Source organism: Streptomyces sp. NPDC004629 (assembly GCF_042873595.1).
Lineage (GTDB): Bacteria > Actinomycetota > Actinomycetes > Streptomycetales > Streptomycetaceae > Streptomyces.
In genome coordinates this window covers 57,837-77,612 of the sequence record NZ_JBIALO010000039.1, presented here as the reverse complement: position 1 = coordinate 77,612, position 19,776 = coordinate 57,837, and the positions used below count along the sequence as shown (strand labels likewise).

The window sequence follows — 19,776 nt, the reverse complement described above, 5'->3', positions numbered from 1 at the left end:
GTTGACTTTTGGCACGCTGTTGAGTTCTCAAGGAACGGACGCTTCCTTCGTACTCACCCTCTCGGGCTTTCCTCCGGGCGCTTCCCTTCGGTGTTCCAGACTCTATCAGTGTTTTTCCGTCTCCTTGACCACCCTCCTGCGGGCATGCAGAAGGAGACCCCGGGACAGGATCTGACGAGTATGGGTTCTGCCGAGTGAGGGCGCCGACGGCGTCCTCGGCCTCAAGCAGGGGTACGACTGTACAGGGGGCCCTGAAGCGCGCGCAAATCCATTCCGTTGACGGTCTAGACCACTAGCCCGGTAACTTTCGTGCGGAACCCGCACTTCCCATGACATACGCTGCTGCTCAGTGCACCGTCCCGGACCGGCAGTGACGGCCCATCAGTGATCTCCACCCCTGGAGGCTTCCCATGACCACCGTGTTGTCCCCTCTGGCAGGACGCGCCATCGGTCTTGCGTCCGTGCCCGATCCGGTCTTCTCCGGGGCCATGGTCGGACCGGGCACCGCGGTCGACCCCGTGCGCGAGCCCTGCGAGGCCGTCGCTCCCGTGGACGGTGTCATCGTCTCGCTGCACCCGCACGCCTTCGTCGTCGTCGACGAGCAGGGGCACGGCGTGCTGACGCACCTGGGTATCGACACCGTGCAGCTCAACGGGGAGGGCTTCGAGCTGCTCGTCAGCAAGGGCGACACCGTGACGCGCGGGCAGGCCGTCGTGCGCTGGAACCCCGCCGCCGTCGAGTCGGCCGGGAAGTCTCCGGTCTGTCCGGTCGTGGCGCTGGAGGCCACGGCCGACTCGCTCGCCGACCTGCGTGAGGACGGCGATGTGAAGGCCGGCGACAGTCTCTTCGACTGGAAGTGACGCCGGCGCCGGCGCGTGACGGCGAGTTGGACAACCACCGCGGCGGCGAGAGCCCGCCGCACTATCGGAGACAGGTGAGATGGAGACAACGCTGCGAGGCGTCGGTGTGAGCCACGGTGTGGCGATCGGCGAGGTTCGGCACATGGGAACGGCGGTGCTGGAGCCACCGGCCAAGCAGATTCCCGCGCGGGAGGCGGAACGCGAACAGGGGCGCGCCCGTCAGGCCGTGGATGCTGTGGCAGCCGACTTGATAGCGCGCGGCAATCTGGCGGGGGGCGAGGCCCAGGCGGTGCTTGAAGCGCAGGCCATGATGGCTCAGGACCCCGAGCTGATGACGGATGTGGAGCGCCGGATCACCGTCGGCAGCACGGCCGAGCGCGCCGTTTATGACGCCTTCGCCGCATACCGTGAGCTGCTGGCCGGTGCCGGTGAGTACCTCGCGGGTCGGGTGGCCGACCTCGACGATGTGCGGAATCGTATCGTCGCCCGGCTGCTCGGGGTGCCCATGCCGGGTGTCCCGGACAGCGACGAGCCGTATGTGCTGGTCGCCCGTGATCTTGCGCCGGCCGACACGGCGCTGCTTGACCCGGCCCTCGTACTCGGTTTCGTCACCGAGGAGGGCGGGCCGACCAGTCACAGCGCGATCCTCGCGCGGGCGCTGGGGGTCCCGGCCGTCGTCGCGCTGCCGGGCGCCGTCGAGCTTGCCGAGGGCACGCTGATCGCGGTCGACGGAAGCACCGGCGATATCTTCGTGAATCCGAGTGAGGAGAAGCAGGCGCAGCTGGCGGCCGCGGCCGCGGCGCGCAGGGCCGCGCTGGCCGCCTCGACCGGGCCGGGTGCCACGTCCGACGGGCACAAGGTCCCCCTGCTCGCGAACGTCGGGGGTCCGGCGGACGTAGAGGCGGCCGTGGAGGCGGGTGCGGAGGGCGTCGGTCTCTTCCGTACCGAGTTCCTCTTCCTCGACGACAGCAAGACCGCGCCCTCCGAGGAGAAGCAGGCCGCCGCCTACCGGCAGGTGCTGGAGGCCTTCCCGGAGGGCCGGGTGGTCGTACGGGTGCTCGACGCGGGCGCGGACAAGCCGCTGGACTTCCTCACGCCGTCCGACGAGCCGAACCCGGCGCTGGGCGTGCGAGGCCTGCGGACACTGCTCGATCACCCCGAGATCCTGCGGACGCAGCTGACCGCGCTGGCCGGGGCCGCCGAGGGGCTGCCGGTCCATCTCGAAGTGATGGCTCCGATGGTGGCCGACCGTGCCGACGCCAGGGCGTTCGCGGACGCGTGCCGGGAGGCCGGGCTGCAGGCGAAGTTCGGCGCCATGGTGGAGATCCCCTCGGCCGCGCTGCGGGCGCGGTCGATCCTTCAGGAGGTCGAGTTCCTGTCGCTGGGGACCAACGACCTCGCGCAGTACACGTTCGCCGCGGACCGTCAGGTGGGGGCGGTGTCCCGGTTGCAGGATCCGTGGCAGCCCGCGCTGCTCGACCTGGTCGCGCTGTCCGCGGAGGCGGCCAAGGCCGAGGGCAAGAGCTGCGGGGTGTGCGGTGAGGCCGCGTCGGACCCGCTCTTGGCCTGTGTGCTGACGGGTCTGGGGGTCACCTCGCTCTCCATGGGTGCGGCGTCCATTCCCTATGTCCGCGCGACGCTGGCGAAGTACACGCTGGCCCAGTGCGAACGGGCCGCGTCCGCGGCCCGGGCGACGGACAGCGCCGAGGAGGCGCGCGCCGCGGCCCAGGCGGTGCTGTCCGGGGAGTAGCGCGTCCCTCCGGCTGATCGTCGGCGGTTGTCCAGGGGCGCTCCGCTCGCAGGCGGGGCGCCCCTGGTGCGTTCAGTGGTGGTGGCCCGTTGTGTTGTCGTCGTCTTCGATGTCGGGAGGCGCGCAGTAGTCGACTCCCGATTCGGGGGAGATCAGGTCGCCCGATTCCACGTCGGTGCAGTAGGCGTCGAAGACTTCGCCAGCGGTGAGGGGTTCGAGGCCGTTGTGCCGGATCCGCCAGCCGTAGACGCGGTCGGCCCTGCCGGGGGCGCTGGTGCGCATGACGAGCCCGCCGGGGTTGGGTGTGGCGATGCCCAGGGCCAGGACGGTGGTGAATTCGAGGGCCTCTGTCTCGTCCAGTTGTGTGGCGCCTGCCGTGTCCTGGTTCGCGTGGAGGACGGACACGAGGGTTTCCGCCGTTCGAGAGACGCTGCAGACCAGGTGGCGGTCGCCGGGCGGGGCCGTGTCGAGGATGCGGACGAGGAGGGCCGAGGCGCGGGTGAAGGCGGCGCGTCCGATGTCTTCTCCGCAGATGGCGCAGGGGCCGAGGCGGGCCAGGACGATGCTGGCGTACTCCCAGGTGGCCTGCCGGACCGCGGCGTCGACGAGTGAGGGCACGAGGTCGGCGAGGTCCTGGCCCTCGTAGGGGACGGTGGCGCCCGTGGCGGCGAGTTCCGCTGTGAAGCGTGCGCGGCTCGCGGGGGCGTCCGGTTCGAGGCCGGTGTCCGCGCAGAACCGGGCGTATTCCTCGGGGTCGAACAGGGCGACCGTGGTGAGGTTGCCGTGGGCGGCGCGGATCCTGAGGAGCGCCTCCACCTGTTGCAGATAGGCGGTGTGGTCGTCGAAGGCGAAGGTGCGGTAGCGCCGCATGGCCCGGAAGTCCCGCTCGTCGGTCAGCAGGCCGAGGGTGCCGGCGATCTCGCGGCGCAGGACGCGTCGCATGGTCTGGTGGTCGGTGTGCGCCATGTTTCCCCCTGTGTGCAGTCGATCAATGCTCACTCACAGTAATCGGCTGCACTGACAACGAGCCGCGGTCGATGTCGCGAGTGCGCTCTGCGGGCGTCGGGACGCGGTCTGGGGGCCGGGCTCGGGCCGGGTCCGATCAGGGCAGGGGTGGACGCCTGCTGTTTTGTCTGGTTTTCTGCCGATCGGTCAATCGCGATCGCGTGCCAGGGCCTCGTAAAACTTCAGCAGATCGAGGTTGTCGATGGAGCCTGGGTTGACGGCCCTTTCCAGGGGCGTGCCCTGCAGGAGGCGCTTGACCGGGACCTCGATGCGCTTTCCGGTGAGTGTGTGTGGCACGCCGGGGACTTCGATGATCTCGTCGGGGACGTGGCGCGGCGAGAGCTGCTCGCGGATGGCCCGCTTGACGCGGTTGCGGAGGTCCTCGTCCAGGACCGCGCCCGGGGCCAGGTGCACGAACAGGGGCATCCAGTAGCCCCCGTCGGGCTGCTCGATGCCGATGACCAGGGATTCCTTGATGTCGGGGAGGCGTTCGACGACCTCGTAGATGTCGGCGGAGCCCATGCGGACGCCCTGGCGGTTCAGCGTGGAGTCGGAGCGGCCGTGGATGACGACGGTGCCGCGCGAGGTCACGGTGATCCAGTCGCCGTGGCGCCAGACTCCGGGGTAGGTGTCGAAGTAGCTGTCGTGGTAGCGGCTGCCGTCGGGGTCGTTCCAGAAGTGGATCGGCATCGACGGCATGGGGTTGGTGACCACCAGTTCGCCCACCTCGTCGATGAGGGGCTTGCCGCTCGGGTCCCAGGACTGCAGGTCGGTGCCGAGGCCCGGGGCCTGGAGTTCGCCGATGTAGACCGGCAGCGTCGGCACGGCTCCGGCGAAACAGGAGCACACGTCGGTGCCGCCGCTGACGGAGGCGATCCACAGGTCGTCGCGGACCTCGTCGTGCAGCCAGCGGAACCCGTCGGGGGGCAGCGGTGATCCGGTGGTCGCGACGCACCGCACCCGGGAGAGGTCGAAGTCGCGCGAGGGGTGCACGCCGGCTTTGCGGCAGGCCATGACGTATGCGGCGGACGTGCCGTAGAGGGTCGCGCCGGTGCGTTCGGCGATCCGCCACTGGGCGCCGGTGTCCGGGTATCCGGGGCTGCCGTCGTACAGCACGATCGTGGTGCCGGTGAGCAGGCCGGAGACGAGGAAGTTCCACATCATCCAGCCGGTCGAGGTGTACCAGAAGAAGCGGTCCTCGGGACCCAGGTCGCAGTGCAGGCCGAGCTGTTTGAGGTGCTCGACGAGAATGCCGCCCTGGGACTGGACGATGGCCTTGGGCAGGCCGGTCGTACCGGAGGAGTACAGCACCCACAGAGGGTGGTCGAAGGGGACCTGTTCGAAGACGGGTTCCACGTCGGCCGAAGTCAGCGCCGACCAGTCAAGGGCGCCGTCGGGTGCCTCGGTGCCGAGGAGCGGGATGTGGACGACGGCGCGCAGCGTGGGCAGTTCGCGGCGCAGTTCGGCGACGGCGTCGCGGCGGTCGTGCTCCTTGCCGCCGTAGCAGTAGCCGTCGACGGTGAACAGGACGACCGGTTCGACCTGCTGGAAGCGGTCGAGGACACTGCGTGCGCCGAAGTCGGGGGCGCAGGAGGTCCACACGGCGCCGACGGCGGCCGTGGCGAGGAGTGCGACGACGGCCTGCGGGATGTTCGGGAGGTAGCCGCTGACGCGGTCACCCGGGCGCACGCCGAGGGCGCGCAGCTCGGCGGCGAGGGAGCCGACCTGCCGGCGCAGCTCGGTCCAGGTGACCGGGCGTGGCTCATGGGTCTCGTCCACGTGCAGGAGCGCGGGTTCGTCCGCGCGGGCCGTGGCGGCGCGCAGGGCGTGCTCGGCGTAGTTCAGGGTCGCCCCGGGGAACCACTGTGCCCCGGGCATCGAGCGGTCACCGAGCACGCGCGCGTAGGGAGTCGAGAAGCGTACGTCGAACCACTCCGTGACGGCTTTCCAGAAGGTGTCCAGCTGGTCCACGGACCAGCGGTGCAGTGCGGGGTAGCCGCCCTCGGCCGGGGCGCCGTGCCGTTCGGCAGCCCAGGACTGGAACGCGGTGATGCGTGCCTGGGCGATCCGTTCCGGCTCTGGCTGCCAGAGCGGCAGGGGGTTCGCGGTCGACATGGGGCGGCTCCCGGGCTGTACGCGTCGTGTGCGTCGCTCGCGCACGGTATTCATGGTGCGCGTGACAGGGCTGACACGGACGATGCCATGTGATCGACTTCTGCACCAGGGTGCGCCCCACATAGTCCGTGTCGTAGAGGTGTGGTCCCAGCACTGGTGAACGGCAGTTGAACGACACGCATGGGTGAGGCGCTCAATGGCAGGGTGAGCAGCATGGACGGTCGTGACCTGGTGCGTTCGGTGAGAGTGGTCGGTTCGGTGAGTGCGGCTCAGGGGTTGCGTACCGTGCGGGCGGCGTGGCGCAGGAGGCGTGCCGACGCGGTCGGGTTGCCGCCGCGGGGCGCGGAGCGTGCGCGGGTGCCGGGTCCGGTGCGGGGTGCGGAGCCCGGGCCCGGGGGCGGTGTCATCCGGTTCACTCGGTCCGAGTTGCGGATCACCGTCGCCGTGAACGGGGCCGTCTTCTGGGGCTGGGACGGGGCGGGTCCCGAGCCGTCGTACGCGCTCGTGGGGCGCTGTCCCGAGCCGGATCCCCGGGCGGTGCTGGAGCCGGACACGGACGGCGGCTGGCGGGTCGTGGCGGAGCGGGTGACGGTGGTGGTCTCCCGGCATGGGGCGATCGAGGTGTGCACGCCCGGAGGCGTCATGCTGCGCCGGGATCTGCCGCCGCGGTGGTGGGAGCCGGTCGGCGGGGGCCCGGCACGCTGGATGCAGCGTTCGGAGGTGGCCGCCGACGCGCGGTTCTTCGGTCTGGGCGGACGCGCGTCCGGACCCCGGCTGCGCGATGGTACGTACCGGCTGTGGAACACCGATCCGGGCCGTGCCTTCTCCCCCGGCGACGATCCGCTGTACATCACCATGCCGGTGCAGTTGGTGGTCGCCGACGCGTCGACGCATCTGGTCTTCCACGACAGTTCGTGGGACGGGACGGTGACGCTGCGGGAGGGCGAGGAAGGCGCCGGCTCCGGCCACGACCGGGCCGGGAGGTGCGAGCTGCGGATGGACGGCGGCCCGCTGCGGTGCTGGGTGGTGGTGGGCACCCCCGCGCGCGTGCTGCACGCGTGGGCCTCGCTGACGGGTGCACCCGCGCTGCCGCCGGCCTGGGCGCTCGGGCACCATCACGCGCGCTGGGGATTCGGCAGCGATCAGGAGGTGCGGCGGGTCGTCGCGGGCTATCGGGAGCGTGGGCTGCCGCTGGACGCCGTTCACCTGGACATCGACCACTACGACGAGCACCAGGTGTTCACGGTCGACCACGAGCGCTTCCCGAAGCTGCCGGCGCTCGCCGAGGAACTGCGGCGCGAGGGGGTGCGGCTGGTGTCCATCGTCGACCCGGGGGTGAAGGCCGCTGCGGGCAACGCCGTGTACGACGGCGGGGCGGCCGTGGACGCCTTTGTCCGGGACCCGTCGGGACAGGTGGTGCGGGGCGTGTCATGGCCCGGCGAATCGGTCTATCCGGATTTCACGCACGCGCGCGTGCGCAAGTGGTGGGGCGGGCTGTACGAGGAGCGTCTGGCGCAGGGCTTCGCGGGCTTCTGGCACGACATGAACGAGCCCACGTCGTTCAACGCCTTCGGGGAGTCGACACTGCCGCGCTCGGCCCGGCACTGCCTGGAGGGCCGCGACGGCGACCACCGGCAGGCGCACAACGTGTACGCACTGTGCATGGCCGGCGCGGCCCATGAGGGGCTGCGCGAGCTGAGCCCGCAGGAGCGGCCGTTCCTCTTCTCGCGTTCCGGCTGGGCCGGAATGCAGCGCTACGGGGGCGCGTGGTCCGGGGACGTGGCCACCGGCTGGCCGGGGCTGCGGGCGTCCCTGTCCCTGGTGCTGGGCCTCGGGCTGTGCGGGGTGCCGTACTCGGGGCCGGACGTGGGCGGTTTTGACGGGACCCCGTCGCCCGAGCTGTTTCTGCGCTGGTTCCAGCTCGGCGCGTATCTGCCGCTGTTCCGCACCCATGCGGGTCTGCGGGCGGGGCGCAGGGAGCCGTGGGAGTTCGGTGCCGAGGTGCTGGAGCACGCGCGCGTGGCGCTGGTGGAGCGCCGGCGTCTGCTGCCGTACTTCGTGACGCTCGCGCATCTGGCCCGGCGCACGGGCGCGCCCTATGTGCGTCCTGTGTGGTGGGGTGCGCCCGAGGACCGGGCGCTGCGCGACTGTGAGGACGCGTTCTTGCTGGGCGACTGTCTGCTGGTGGCGCCGGTGCTGGACCCGGGCGCCGACCGGCGTGCCGTGCAGTTGCCGCGCGGGCGCTGGTACGACACGGTCACCGAGCGGGCGTACGAGGGACCCGCGCAGGTGCTCGTCGAGGCCCCGTTGTCGCGGATTCCGGTGTTCGCACGCGCGGGTGCCGTCGTGCCCGTGCGGGGCGCGGACGGCGGTCTTGAGCTGGAGGTGTGGGCGCCGGCCCGCGGCAGGACAGGCGGCGGGCTGGTGGTGCCGGATGCGGGCGACGGCTGGGACGAACCGGAGATCGAACGCTACGTCACCCGCTGGCAGGGGCGTCGGGTGGTGGTCATGCGGGACGGGGAGGACGGCGTGCGGGAGCCGTCCCACCCGGTGCGCATACGGGGGCTCGGGTGAGCCCCGGACTCATATGTACCGGCCCTCGAACCAGGCCCGGACGGCCAGGGTGTGCAGGGGGAAGGCGAGTTCCTCGGGCCTGCGCAGCAGGTGCCGGCCTTCCGTCTCGTCCGTCGCCCGGGACGGCGGGAGCGCGTCGGCGGGGCGTTCCGGGAGGAGCCCGAACAGCAGGAGGTGCCCGTCGGGCGAGCTCATCGCGTCCATGAGCCGTACGTCGCGGGCGGCCGCGTCGATGCCCGTCTCCTCCTTGAGTTCGCGGACGACGGCCTGCCGCCAGTCCTCCCGGTCGTCGAGGTAGCCGCCCGGGAGCGCGATGCCTCCGCGCGCGGGTGCGACGGTCCGGGTGATGACGACGAGGGCGGTGCCCTTCGTGTCGTACACGGGCTGGAGTGCGATCGCCACCGGAAGCGGGTTGCGGTAGGCGACGGCCCCGCAGGCCGCGCAGGTGCGGGGCCAGCCGGAGACTCCCTCTCCGTAGGGCGCTCCGCACCTCGAACAGTGCGAGCCCCGCTCGGAGTTGGCGGTTGAGTGCTGAAATTCGGACACGCGCGGACTGTATCCGATCATAGGAAGGACGTCTTCCGGAAGCCGCCTCCACGTGGAGCCGTCCGGTTCCGCGGCGCGGCCTGCCCATTTGCCCGCGCCCGTGCCACACTCCTGACGTACCGTCAGATCCGAGCTCTGGAGGGGCTTTGTCGCGTACACGCACACCGGCGGTCTCCGGCTGGTTCGCAGGCGAGGGAGACGCGTTCCGGCTCCTGGGCACGCGCTGTTCGGACTGCGCCGCGGTCTTCTTCCCCCGCGAGGACGCCCACTGCCGCAACCCCGACTGCCCCGGCGGCACCCTGGTGGAAACACCGTTGTCGCGACGCGGTCGCATCTGGTCGTACACGGACAGTCGCTATCGGCCTCCGTCACCCTATGTGAGCAATCCGGAACTTCCGTGGGAGCCGTACGCGTTGATCGCGGTGGAGCTGAAGTCCGAGCGGATCGTGGTGCTGGGACAGGCGGCTCCCGGCATCACCGTCGCGGACCTGGCGGTGGGCATGGAGGTGGAGGTCGTCCCGGGGGTGCTGCACGAGGACACCGAAACCACCTGGACGACCTGGAACTGGCGGCCGACGGGGGTGCGGGCATGACAGCGGACGTGGCGGTGCTCGGCGTGGGCCTGCACCCCTGGGGCAAGTGGGAGCGCGGGTTCGTCGAGTACGGCGCGGTGGCGGCCCGCGCCGCGCTCGCGGACGCCGGACTGGAGTGGCGTGCGATCCCATCGGTCGTCGGTGCGAACACGGTGCGTGGCGGCTATCCGGGGCAGGTCGCGGGAGCGACGTTCGCGAAGGCCCTGGGCTGGCAGGGGGCCAGGGTCACCAGTGTGTACGCGGCATGCGCGTCCGGTGCGCAGGCCATCGCCACGGCGCGGGCGCAGATCCTCGCCGGGCTCGTGGACGCGGTGCTGGTGGTGGGCGCGGATGCGGCGCCCAAGGGCTTCTTCCGGCCCGCAGGCGGCGAGCGGCCCGACGACCCCGACTGGCTGCGTTTCCGCCTGCTGGGGGCGACCAACCCGGCGTACTTCGGGCTGTACGCGCGACGGCGGATGGCGGTGCACGGCGACACGCTGGAGGACTTCGCCCTTGTGAAGGTGAAGAACGCCGCCTGCGGCGCGCTGAATCCGTACGCGCGCTACCGCAGGCGCGTCACGGCCGAGGAGGTCGCCGGCTCCGCGGTGGTCGCCGACCCGCTGCGGCTGCTCGACATCTGCGCGACCTCGGACGGCGGCGCGGCACTGGTGCTGTCCAGCCTGGAGTTCGCGCACCGGCACGGGGTGCCGAGACCGGTGCGGATCCGGGCGGTGTCCACGGTGACGCCGTCCTATCCCAGCACCGTGCTGGACCTGCCGGACATCGCCACGGACTCGGCGGCGGCGGTCGAGCCACCGGAGCGGACGTTCCGGGAGTCGATCGCCCGCGCCGCCTACGAGGAGGCGGGCATCGGCCCCGAGGAGCTGTCCCTGGCGGAGGTGTACGACCTTTCCACCGCCCTGGAGTTGCAGTGGTACGAGGATCTGGGGCTGTGCGGCGAGGGCGAGGCGGCCAAGCTGCTCCGGGAGGGCGCGACCGCCCCGGGCGGGCGCATACCCGTGAACGCGAGCGGCGGACTCGCCTCCTTCGGGGAGGCGGTGCCCGCCCAGGCGATCGCCCAGGTCTGCGAGCTGACCTGGCAGTTGAGAGGAGCCGCGGGCGAGCGGCAGATCACCGGAGCACGCGTGGGGATCACCGCCAACCAGGGGCTGTTCGGGCACGGCTCGTCGGTGATCGCACTGCGCTGACCGGCGACGGAGGTGACACATGGGACCGGCGAGTCGCAAGACCTCCCTACGCAGTGTGATCGACCCGGAATGCTGCGTGAACGTCTGATGAACTGCGCCTAGGCGCGCGCCGACGGCGTCATCATGCTCCCGTGCGCCCCTGGACGGATACTCTCCGCTTCGCCTTCCAGCCGGTGGTCAACCTGGCCACCGGCGGGGTCGCCGCGCTGGAGACGCTCGCCCGCCCGGAGACGGGAGACATCCTGGCCGAAGCCCGTCGGAACCCCGAACTCGACGGCAGGCTGGCCGTGTTGGCCTTCCGGGCGGCGGCTCGCCAGGAGCGGCTGGTGCCCCTGCACATCAACGTGTTCGCCGCGACGCTCGCCGACCTCGGCGGCCTCACGCCCCTGCACGACGCCGTGCGCGGGGCGGGACGCCTGCCGTGGGAGGTGACCCTCGACATCGTCCCGCCGTACACGCACGTGCCGCAGCGGGCACTCCTCGACGCCCTGTCGGCGCTGCGCGGCCAGGGGTTCCGGATCAGTGCCGACGGCATCGGCGAGGGCGACGTACCGCTCAGGCTGCTCACCGACATCGCCCCCGACCTGGTCAAGCTCGATGCCTCGCTGCTCAGCAGGCCGGCCGCGGTGCGGGCCATGCGGACGCTGTGCGAGCATCTGGGCGCCCTGCTGGCGGTCGAGGGCGTGGAGACCGAACGGCAGCACGCGGAGGCGCTGTCGGCCGGTGCGCAACTGGCGCAGGGCGAACTGTTCGCACCACCGACCCGGATTCCCGCCATGGACGTATACGTTCCGCCCCGATTCCCGGGCCCCCCGCCCGTGCCGCGCTCGGGGCCGACGGTGCGGGAGTTCGTGCGCCCCGCCGCGCTGTTGCCCGTGACCGCCTCGGCGGGCCAGGTCCGAGCGCTGCTCACCGGGTCGCCCGACGTGTCGGGAGTGCTGCTGGTGGACCAGTCCGGCGCCCCGGTGCGCTCGGTGCACCGCTCGCGGTTCCTGTTGTCGATGTCGGGCCGCTACGGGCACGCCCTGTACGCCGACCGGCCCGCGTTCAAGCTGGGCGACCCGCCGCGCACGGTCGGCGTCGACGCCACCGCCTGGGAGGTCCTGGACGTCGTCGCGGTGGGCGCCCGGGACCGCACCTCGGACGACGTGGCGGTCGTGGACCACCGCGGGCGCTGCGTGGGCGTCGTCCGGCTCGCCGACCTGGTGCGGGCGCTGGCCGAGACGCGGGTCGAGGAGGCGGCCGGGCTCAATCCCCTGACGCGGCTGCCGGGTTCGGACGCGATCACCGCAGAGGTGGACCGGCGGATCGCCGGTGGGCGTGGCTTCACCCTGAGCTGGCTGGACATCGATCACTTCAAGCAGGTCAACGACGGGGCCGGCTTCGCGGCCGGCGACGAGCTGATCCGGTCCGTGGCGCGGACCCTGCAACAGGCCACAGCGGGGCACACGCGCGTGGGTCACATCGGCGGCGACGACTTCCTGGTGCTCGCCGACGAGGAGGGCCTCGGTCCGCTGGCCGCGGCCGTGCTGAGCGGCCCGTGGTCGGCGGGCGGCAGTCCCGTCACGCTGTCCCTGGCGACCGTCGTGTGCGCCCCGGGCAGCGTGGCCGACCACCGGCAGGCCGCGGCCTGTCTGGCCCCGTTGAAGAAGGCCGCGAAGGAACTGAGCGGCGCGAGCTGGGTGCTGGCGCGCGCGGGGCTTCCGGGGTACGAGATCCGGCACGGCTGGGGCGCGCCGCCCGCCCAGGCGGGCTATGCGGCGGTCGAACCACGAAACTGAACGGCCGCCGACGCAAGCCCTGTTGAGCGGGCGCGGGGCACACGCGCGTGGGTGTCACCGTTGCCGTCGGCGACCTTGACGCTCCCCGGGCGGCGGTGAACACTTCCCGGTGTCGGTCGACATCGCCGCACATTATCGGCGTCATCAGGCACTGCGCCGTGCGGGCACGTCCTGAGGCCACCACCCGCTCCCCCTTGGGCGATTCGGCTGCGACGGCACGCTCGTCACGGCCGCCGGGCGGGGCGCGGGACTCTCCCTGCCATCGGCGGAGGCCGCCATGGGAACCGTTCCCGCACGGAGAGCCGGGGCAGATCCCCCGGGAGCCAGCGCCAAGGAGCCGCCATGAGCAATGCAGACATATTCGTCGGCGAGATCATCGGCACCGCGATCCTGGTCCTTTTCGGTGCCGGTGTCTGCGCCGCCGTCACCCTCAGACACTCCAAGGCGCGGGCCTCGGGGTGGATCGTGATCGCGTTCGGCTGGGGATTCGGGGTGCTGGCCGGCGCGTACACCGCGGCTCCCCTGTCGGGCGGGCAGCTCAATCCCGCGGTCACCATCGGCATCGCCGTCGACACCGGCACATGGGACAAGGCCTGGGTGTACCTGCTGGGCCAGATGGTCGGCGCGATGCTCGGCGCCGTCCTCGCGTACCTCGTCTACCTCGCCCAGTTCCAGGCCAACGTGCGCAAGGACGACTCGGCGGACGAGCCGACCGCGACACTCGGGATCTTCTCCACCATTCCGGAGATCCGCAATCCGGTGGCCAACCTGATCACGGAGATCATCGCGACGATCGCGCTCGTCCTGCCGGTCCTGGCCTTCGGCCTGACCAAGGGGCTCGGCGAGTCCGGCACCACCGTACTGATCGTCTCGCTGCTCGTGGTCGGTATCGGGCTCTCCCTCGGCGGGCCCACCGGGTACGCCATCAACCCGGCGCGCGATCTCGGCCCGCGCATCGTGCACGTCCTCCTGCCGATCCCGAACAAGGGCACGTCCGACTGGGGGTACGCCTGGGTCCCGGTCGTCGGCCCGCTGATCGGCGGGGCGCTCGCGGGCCTCATCTACAACGCAGCCTTCTGACCCAGCGACCAAGGGACAGCCATGACGGACACCGCCGAGACGTACGTCGCCGCCATCGACCAGGGCACCACCTCAAGCCGCTGCATCATCTTCGACCACGGCGGCGCGATCGTCGCCGTCGACCAGCGCGAGCACCGCCAGATCTTCCCCAAGCCGGGCTGGGTGGAGCACGACGCCACCGAGATCTGGTCCAAGGTGCAGGCCGTCGTCGCCGGCGCCCTCGCCAAGGCGGGGCTGCGCGCCGACCAGCTCAGCGCCCTCGGCATCACCAACCAGCGCGAGACGACGGTCCTGTGGGACCGGGCCACCGGCAAGCCCGTGCACAACGCGATCGTCTGGCAGGACACGAGGACGGCGGCCCTGTGCAACGAACTGGGCGGCTCGGACGGACAGGACCGTTTCCGCGAGCAGACGGGGCTGCCGCTGGCGAGCTACTTCTCCGGTCCCAAGATCGCCTGGCTGCTCGACAACGTGCCGGGGCTCAGAGGCCGCGCGGAGCGCGGCGAGATCGCCTTCGGCACCATCGACTCCTGGCTGATCTGGAACCTGACGGGCGGCACCGACGGCGGACGGCACGTCACCGACGTGACGAACGCGGGCCGCACCATGCTGATGAACCTGCACACCCTGCAGTGGGACCCGGCCATCCTCGCCGCGATGAACGTGCCCGAGGCGGTCCTCCCGGAGATCAGGTCGTCCGCGGAGGTCTACGGGACCGCCGTCGGCCAACTCGCCGGCGTCCCCGTCGCGTCGGCGCTGGGCGACCAGCAGGCAGCCGTGTTCGGGCAGGCATGCTACGACGTCGGCACCGCGAAGAACACCTACGGAACCGGCAGCTTCCTGCTCCTCAACACCGGCAGCCGGCCCGTGCCGTCCAAGAGCGGGCTGCTGACGACGATGGGCTACAAGATCGGCGGTGAGGCGCCGGTGTACTGCCTGGAGGGGTCCATAGCGATAACGGGCGCGCTGGTGCAGTGGTTCCGCGACCAGCTCGGGATCATCCGCAGCGCCGACGAGATCGAGCCGCTGGCGGCGAGTGTCGAGGACAACGGCGGCGCGTACATCGTGCCCGCCTTCTCGGGCCTGTTCGCCCCCTACTGGCGCTCCGACGCGCGCGGGGTCGTCACCGGTCTGACCGGGTACGTCACCAAGGCCCATCTGGCGCGTGCGGTACTGGAGGCGACGAGCTGGCAGACGCGCGAGGTCGTGGACGCCATGTTCCAGGACTCCGGCGTGCGGATCAGCACTTTGAAGGTGGACGGCGGCATGACCAGGAACAATCTGCTCATGCAGCACCAGGCCGATGTGCTGGGCGTGCCGGTGATCCGGCCCAGGGTCTCCGAAACGACCTGCCTCGGCGCGGCCTACGCGGCGGGCCTGGCGACCGGAGTGTGGAACGACCTCGACGAACTCACGTCGCACTGGCGCAAGGACGCGGAATGGACGCCGGCGATGGCGGCTTCGGTGCGTGACCGCGAGTACCGGAACTGGCGCAAGGCCGTGGAGAAGAGCTTCGGCTGGTTGGAGGACGCGGCCGAGTAGCGGGGACGGCTTCCCACGCGCGCGTGCCCCGGAAGGCGCGCACGCGCGCGTGGACGGCCGCACAGGGGCCTACGGCCTCCGCCCCGGTCGGCGGGGGTGTGGGCCGTGCGCCGGTCCGCTCAGGTGGTGACGGACTGCCGACGCCCGGCCCCGTACGCCATCGCGTGCTGGACGACTCCGATGAGCACCTCCTTGGCCGACCGGCGGTCACGGGCGTCGCACAGCACGAGCGGTACGTCGTCGTCCAGGTCGAGGGCCTGACGGACGTCGTCCGCCGGGTAACGCGACGCTCCCTCGAAGCAGTTGACGCCGATGACGAAGGGTAGGGAACGCCGTTCGAAGTAGTCGACGGCGGCGAAGCAGTCCTCCAGGCGGCGGGTGTCGGCGAGGACGACTGCGCCGAGCGCGCCCTCGGACAGTTCGTCCCACATGAACCAGAACCGCTCCTGCCCGGGGGTGCCGAACAGGTAGAGGACCAGGTCCTCGCGGAGCGTGATCCGGCCGAAGTCCATGGCCACGGTGGTGGTGTGCTTGCCCTCCACGCCGCTGGTGTCGTCCACCGGGCGTCCGGCCTCGGTGAGCAGTTCCTCCGTGCGCAGTGGCCTGATCTCGCTGACCGCGCCGACGAGGGTCGTCTTGCCCACGCCGAAACCGCCGGCCACCAGGATCTTGAGCGTGACGGGCTCGACCGGAGGCTTGTCGCGCTCAGAACGCCCGAAGATCATCGGTCTCTTCTCCTGCTTGATGGGGGTGGGGTGCCGGCCGGCCGTAGCCGCCGCCACCGGGGGTTTCGATGACGAGTACGTCGCCGGGACCGACGTCGGCCGAATCGCTTCCGCCGAGTTCGGTGACCGAGCCGTCGGCCCGCTCCACGCGGTTGGCGCCGAGCGCGCCCGGAGAGCCGCCCGCCATGCCGTAGGGCGGAACCCTGCGGTGCTGGGACAGTGTGGAGACGGTCATGGCCTCGTGGAACCGGATGCGGCGCACCGCGCCGTCCCCGCCGGACCACTGTCCGGCCCCGCCGCTGCCCCGCCGGATCGCGAACTCGTCGAGTTGCACGGGCAGTCGCCATTCGAGGACTTCGGGATCGGTGAGCCGCGAGTTGGTCATGTGGGTCTGCACGACGCTCGCGCCGGGGAAGCCGTCACCGGCGCCGGACCCTGAGGCGACGGTCTCGTAGTACTGGTGCCGCTCGTTGCCGAAGGTGACGTTGTTCATGGTCCCGGCGCCCTCGGCCTGGACGCCGAGGGCCGCGTAGAGGGCGCCGGTGATGGACTGGGAGGTCTCGACGTTGCCCGCGACCACGGCGGCGGGCGACTCGGGCGCGAGCATCGAGCCGTCCGGCACGATGATCTCCAGGGGGCGCAGACAGCCGTCGTTGAGCGGGATGTCGTCGGCGACGAGGGTGCGGAAGACGTACAGGACGGCGGCGTTGACGACCGAGAACGGCGCGTTGAAGTTGGTGGCGAGCTGTGCGGACGTTCCCGTGAAGTCGATGGTCGCGGCGCGGCCGGCGCGGTCCACGCGCACGCGTACCCTGATGACGGCGCCGGAGTCGGTCTCGTAGGCGTACTCCCCGTCGTCCAGCGCGTCGATGACACGGCGGACGGCTTCCTCGGCGTTGTCCTGGACGTGCCGCATGTAGGCCTGGACGACATCGAGCCCGAAGTCCTCGATCATGCGGCCGACCTCGTCGACGCCCTTCTGGTTGGCGGCGATCTGCGCGCGCAGATCGGCGAGGTTGGTTGCGGCGTTGCGCGTGGGATACGGCGCCTCGGTGAGCAGGCGCAGCGTCTCCTCCTCGCGGAAGCGGCCGTCCTCGGCGAGCAGCCAGTTGTCGAAGAGGACGCCTTCCTCCTCGATGGTGCGGCTGTCGGCGGGCATCGAGCCGGGCGCGATGCCGCCGATCTCTGCGTGGTGGCCGCGGGAGGCGACGTAGAAGAGGATCCGGTCACCGTCCGTGCCGAACACGGGCGTGATGACGGTGACGTCCGGCAGGTGGGTTCCGCCGTGGTAGGGGTCGTTGACGGCGTAGGTGTCGCCGGGCCGCATCGAGTCGCCGCGGCGGCGGATGACCTCTTTGACGCTGGTGCCCATCGAGCCGAGGTGGACGGGGATGTGCGGGGCGTTGGCCACCAGGTTTCCGTCCGGGTCGAACAGGGCGCAGGAGAAGTCGAGGCGTTCCTTGATGTTCACGGACTGGGCGGTGGACTCCAGCCGGGCGCCCATCTGTTCGGCGATGGACATGAACAGATTGTTGAAGACCTCCAGCAGAACCGGGTCGACTTTCGTGTCGAGATCGGAACTCTGTGTAATCGCCGCGCGTTCCAAGACCAGATGCCCGTCGTCGGTCGTCGCGGCCTTCCAGCCGTCGTCGACGACGGTCGTCGCGCTGGCCTCCGTGATGATCGCGGGGCCGGTGACGATCCGTCCGGGGGGCAGCGCCTCACGGCGGTGGAGGGGTACGTCGCGCCAGGCGCCGCCGGTGTGGAGGCGGACGGTCTCGGGCGCGGCGGCGCGGCCCTCGTAGGTGGCGAGGGCGGACAGATCCGGGGGTGGGGTGATGCCGGTGGCTTCGACGGAGAGGGCTTCGACCACGACGGGACGGTCGAGGGTGAAGGAGTACGTGGCGCGATGACGTTCTTCGAAGGCGTGCCTCATGGTGTCGGGCCCGGTCAGCTCGACGGTGAGGACGGTGTCCGTGCCGTCGTAGCGGAGCTGGGCGCGGCGGGTGACCTCGATGCGGTCCTCCGGGACGTCCTCGGCCAGGAGTTCCGCGCGGGCCGCGGTCTCCAGGTCGTCGGCGGTCTTGCGGACGCCCGGCATGGAGGCTGCCTCCAGCGGTGCTTCGACGGACTGCTCACGCATCGCGGTGGTGTCGGCGAGGCCGATGCCGAGCGCGGACAGGACACCGGCCATGGGGGGCACGAGGACGGTGCGGATGCCGAGCGAGGCGGCGACCATGCAGGCGTGCTGCCCGCCCGCCCCGCCGAAGGTGGTGAGCGCGTAGCGGGTGACGTCGTGCCCCTTCTGGACGGAGATCCGCTTCACGGCATTGGCGATGTTGGCGACGGCGATCCGCAGGAAGCCCTCGGCGACCTGCTCGGGGGTGCGGTCGTCTCCGGTCCGCTCGCGGATCTCGCGCGCGAGGGCGGTGAACCGGTCCCGGACGAGCGCGTCGTCCAGGGGCTGGTCGCCCTCGGGGCCGAACACTGCGGGAAAGTGCGCGGGTTGGATACGGCCCAGCATGACGTTGGCGTCGGTGACGGCGAGCGGGCCGCCGCCGCGGTAGCAGGCGGGTCCCGGGTCCGCACCCGCCGAGTCGGGACCGACCCGGTAGCGGGAGCCGTCGAAGTGCAGGACCGAGCCGCCGCCGGCGGCGACGGTGTGGATGTCCAGCATGGGCGCGCGCAGCCGGACACCGGCGATCTGCGTGGTGAAAACGCGTTCGTACTCGCCCGCGAAGTGCGAGACGTCGGTGGAGGTGCCGCCCATGTCGAAGCCGATGACCCGGTCGAAGCCGGCGAGCTGCGACATACGGGCCATGCCGACGATTCCGCCGGCGGGCCCGGACAGGATGGCGTCCTTGCCGCGGAACTGCCCGGCTTCGGCGAGCCCGCCGTTCGACTGCATGAACATCAGCCGTACACCCTGGAGTTCGCCTGCGACGTGCTGGACGTAGCGGCGCAGCACGGGCGACAGGTAGGCGTCGACGACCGCGGTGTCGCCGCGTGGGACGAGCTTCATCAGGGGGCTGACCTCGCTGGACAACGAGATCTGCGGGAAGCCGGTGCGGGCGGCCAGTTCGCCGATCGCCTCCTCGTGGGCGGGGTGCAGATGACTGTGCATGCAGACGACGGCGACGGCGCGGATCCCGTCGTCGTACGCCTCCTGGAGCGGCCCCCGCAGGGCGTCCAGGTCGGGTGCGCTGAGCACGGTGCCGTCGGCCGCGGTCCGCTCGTCGACCTCGATGACGCGTTCGTACAGCAGCTGGGGCAGGTCGATACGCCGGGCGAAGATGTGGGGGCGGTTCTGGTAGGCGATGCGCAGGGCGTCACGCAATCCGCGGGTGATGACCAGCAGGGTGCGCTCGCCCTTGCGTTCCAGCAGGGCGTTGGTGGCGACGGTCGTGCCCATGCGGACGGTCTCGATGGGTTCCGGGGAGCCGTCGAGGAGTGCGCGTACGCCGGCGACGGCCGCGTCGGCGTAGCGCGCGGGGTTGTCGGACAGCAGTTTGTGCGTGAGCAGGCGGCCGTCCGGGCGCCGCGCGACGATGTCGGTGAAGGTACCGCCCCGATCGACCCAGAACTGCCAGCCTGTCACGTCACTTCTCCGCTTCCGCGCCGGTCACAGCGCCCGCAGGCCGTTGATCACGTCGCGCAGAATACTCTCGTCGGGCAGTTCCGCAGGCGGTACGGGACGTGTCACGTGGACGAGTTCCGCGGCCGTGAGGTCGCCGACGAGAACCCGCACGACGCCGATGGGCAGGTCGAGTTCCGCGGCGAGTTCGGCGACCGACTGGGGGGTGTTCCGGCAGAGTTCGACGATGTCCACGTGTTCCGGGGACAGCGTCTGGTCCGCTTCCGGGTCGCCCGCGTGGGGTTCCGTGACGACCACCGCGATCAGGTCGAGGCGGTGCTGGCCGGCAGTGGTGGTGCGGCCGCGCGTCATGGCGTACGGACGGACGACCGGTCCGGCCTCGTCGTCGAACCAGTGACTTCTTCCCTGACCGTCTCCGCTCAT

14 protein-coding genes are annotated in these 19,776 nt (G+C 71.3%); 8 read left to right on the top strand and 6 right to left on the bottom strand.

What is annotated here, in order from left to right; all coding sequences use genetic code 11:
- Positions 1 to 410 precede the first annotated feature (410 nt).
- Together ACFYTE_RS37385 and ptsP are read left to right on the top strand one after the other, a co-directional pair.
- The gene (locus ACFYTE_RS37385; protein ID WP_388720483.1) at positions 411 to 860 is read left to right on the top strand and encodes a PTS glucose transporter subunit IIA; all 450 of its coding nucleotides are present in this window, start codon (positions 411 to 413) and stop codon (positions 858 to 860) included.
- A gap of 79 nt (positions 861 to 939) precedes the next feature.
- Positions 940 to 2,610 (top strand): phosphoenolpyruvate--protein phosphotransferase, encoded by a 1,671-nt coding sequence (ptsP, locus tag ACFYTE_RS37380; protein WP_388720480.1) that lies wholly within the window; start codon positions 940 to 942, stop codon positions 2,608 to 2,610.
- A gap of 72 nt (positions 2,611 to 2,682) precedes the next feature.
- On the opposite strand, the gene ACFYTE_RS37375 is transcribed toward ptsP, so the two are convergent.
- Positions 2,683 to 3,576 carry a hypothetical protein gene (locus ACFYTE_RS37375; protein WP_388720477.1) on the bottom strand — a complete coding sequence of 298 codons (894 nt, stop codon included), beginning with the start codon at positions 3,574 to 3,576 and terminating at the stop codon, positions 2,683 to 2,685.
- Between the two features lie 186 nt (positions 3,577 to 3,762).
- A complete protein-coding gene (locus tag ACFYTE_RS37370) occupies positions 3,763 to 5,730 on the bottom strand; it encodes an acetoacetate--CoA ligase (protein ID WP_388720474.1) in 1,968 nt (655 codons plus the stop codon).
- 213 nt (positions 5,731 to 5,943) lie between these two features.
- Here ACFYTE_RS37370 and ACFYTE_RS37365 point away from each other — a divergent pair, with 213 nt between their 5' ends.
- Positions 5,944 to 8,304: a glycoside hydrolase family 31 protein gene (locus ACFYTE_RS37365; RefSeq protein ID WP_388720471.1), complete on the top strand. Its 2,361-nt coding sequence runs from the start codon at positions 5,944 to 5,946 to the stop codon at positions 8,302 to 8,304.
- Positions 8,305 to 8,313: 9 nt separating this feature from the next.
- Here ACFYTE_RS37365 and ACFYTE_RS37360 read toward each other — a convergent pair whose 3' ends face one another.
- Entirely contained in the window at positions 8,314 to 8,850 is a 537-nt protein-coding gene (locus ACFYTE_RS37360) for an NUDIX domain-containing protein (protein WP_388720468.1), read from the bottom strand.
- 146 nt (positions 8,851 to 8,996) lie between these two features.
- Between ACFYTE_RS37360 and ACFYTE_RS37355 the strand changes: the two genes are divergently transcribed.
- From ACFYTE_RS37355 to glpK, 5 genes are all read left to right on the top strand, one after another.
- Entirely contained in the window at positions 8,997 to 9,443 is a 447-nt protein-coding gene (locus ACFYTE_RS37355) for a Zn-ribbon domain-containing OB-fold protein (RefSeq protein WP_388720465.1), read from the top strand.
- Positions 9,440 to 10,630: a lipid-transfer protein gene (locus tag ACFYTE_RS37350; protein WP_388720462.1), complete on the top strand. Its 1,191-nt coding sequence runs from the start codon at positions 9,440 to 9,442 to the stop codon at positions 10,628 to 10,630. The genes ACFYTE_RS37355 and ACFYTE_RS37350 overlap by 4 nt, the downstream gene beginning before the upstream one ends.
- A 131-nt stretch (positions 10,631 to 10,761) precedes the next feature.
- Entirely contained in the window at positions 10,762 to 12,411 is a 1,650-nt protein-coding gene (locus ACFYTE_RS37345) for an EAL domain-containing protein (RefSeq protein ID WP_388720460.1), read from the top strand.
- A gap of 342 nt (positions 12,412 to 12,753) precedes the next feature.
- Positions 12,754 to 13,491 (top strand): MIP/aquaporin family protein, encoded by a 738-nt coding sequence (locus tag ACFYTE_RS37340; protein WP_388720457.1) that lies wholly within the window; start codon positions 12,754 to 12,756, stop codon positions 13,489 to 13,491.
- Positions 13,492 to 13,512: 21 nt separating this feature from the next.
- The gene (gene glpK / locus ACFYTE_RS37335) at positions 13,513 to 15,033 is read left to right on the top strand and encodes a glycerol kinase GlpK (protein ID WP_388720454.1); all 1,521 of its coding nucleotides are present in this window, start codon (positions 13,513 to 13,515) and stop codon (positions 15,031 to 15,033) included.
- A 119-nt stretch (positions 15,034 to 15,152) separates the two neighbouring features.
- On the opposite strand, the gene ACFYTE_RS37330 is transcribed toward glpK, so the two are convergent.
- From ACFYTE_RS37330 to ACFYTE_RS37320, 3 genes are read right to left on the bottom strand one after another with little or no spacing between them, the layout of a single operon-like run.
- Positions 15,153 to 15,758, bottom strand: coding sequence for an ATP/GTP-binding protein (locus ACFYTE_RS37330; protein ID WP_388720452.1), 606 nt, complete (start codon positions 15,756 to 15,758; stop codon positions 15,153 to 15,155).
- A complete protein-coding gene (locus tag ACFYTE_RS37325; protein ID WP_388720449.1) occupies positions 15,739 to 19,356 on the bottom strand; it encodes a hydantoinase B/oxoprolinase family protein in 3,618 nt (1,205 codons plus the stop codon). Before ACFYTE_RS37325 ends, ACFYTE_RS37330 begins: the two co-directional genes overlap by 20 nt.
- 24 nt (positions 19,357 to 19,380) lie before the next feature.
- Positions 19,381 to 19,776 carry a DUF742 domain-containing protein gene (locus ACFYTE_RS37320; RefSeq protein ID WP_388720446.1) on the bottom strand — a complete coding sequence of 132 codons (396 nt, stop codon included), beginning with the start codon at positions 19,774 to 19,776 and terminating at the stop codon, positions 19,381 to 19,383.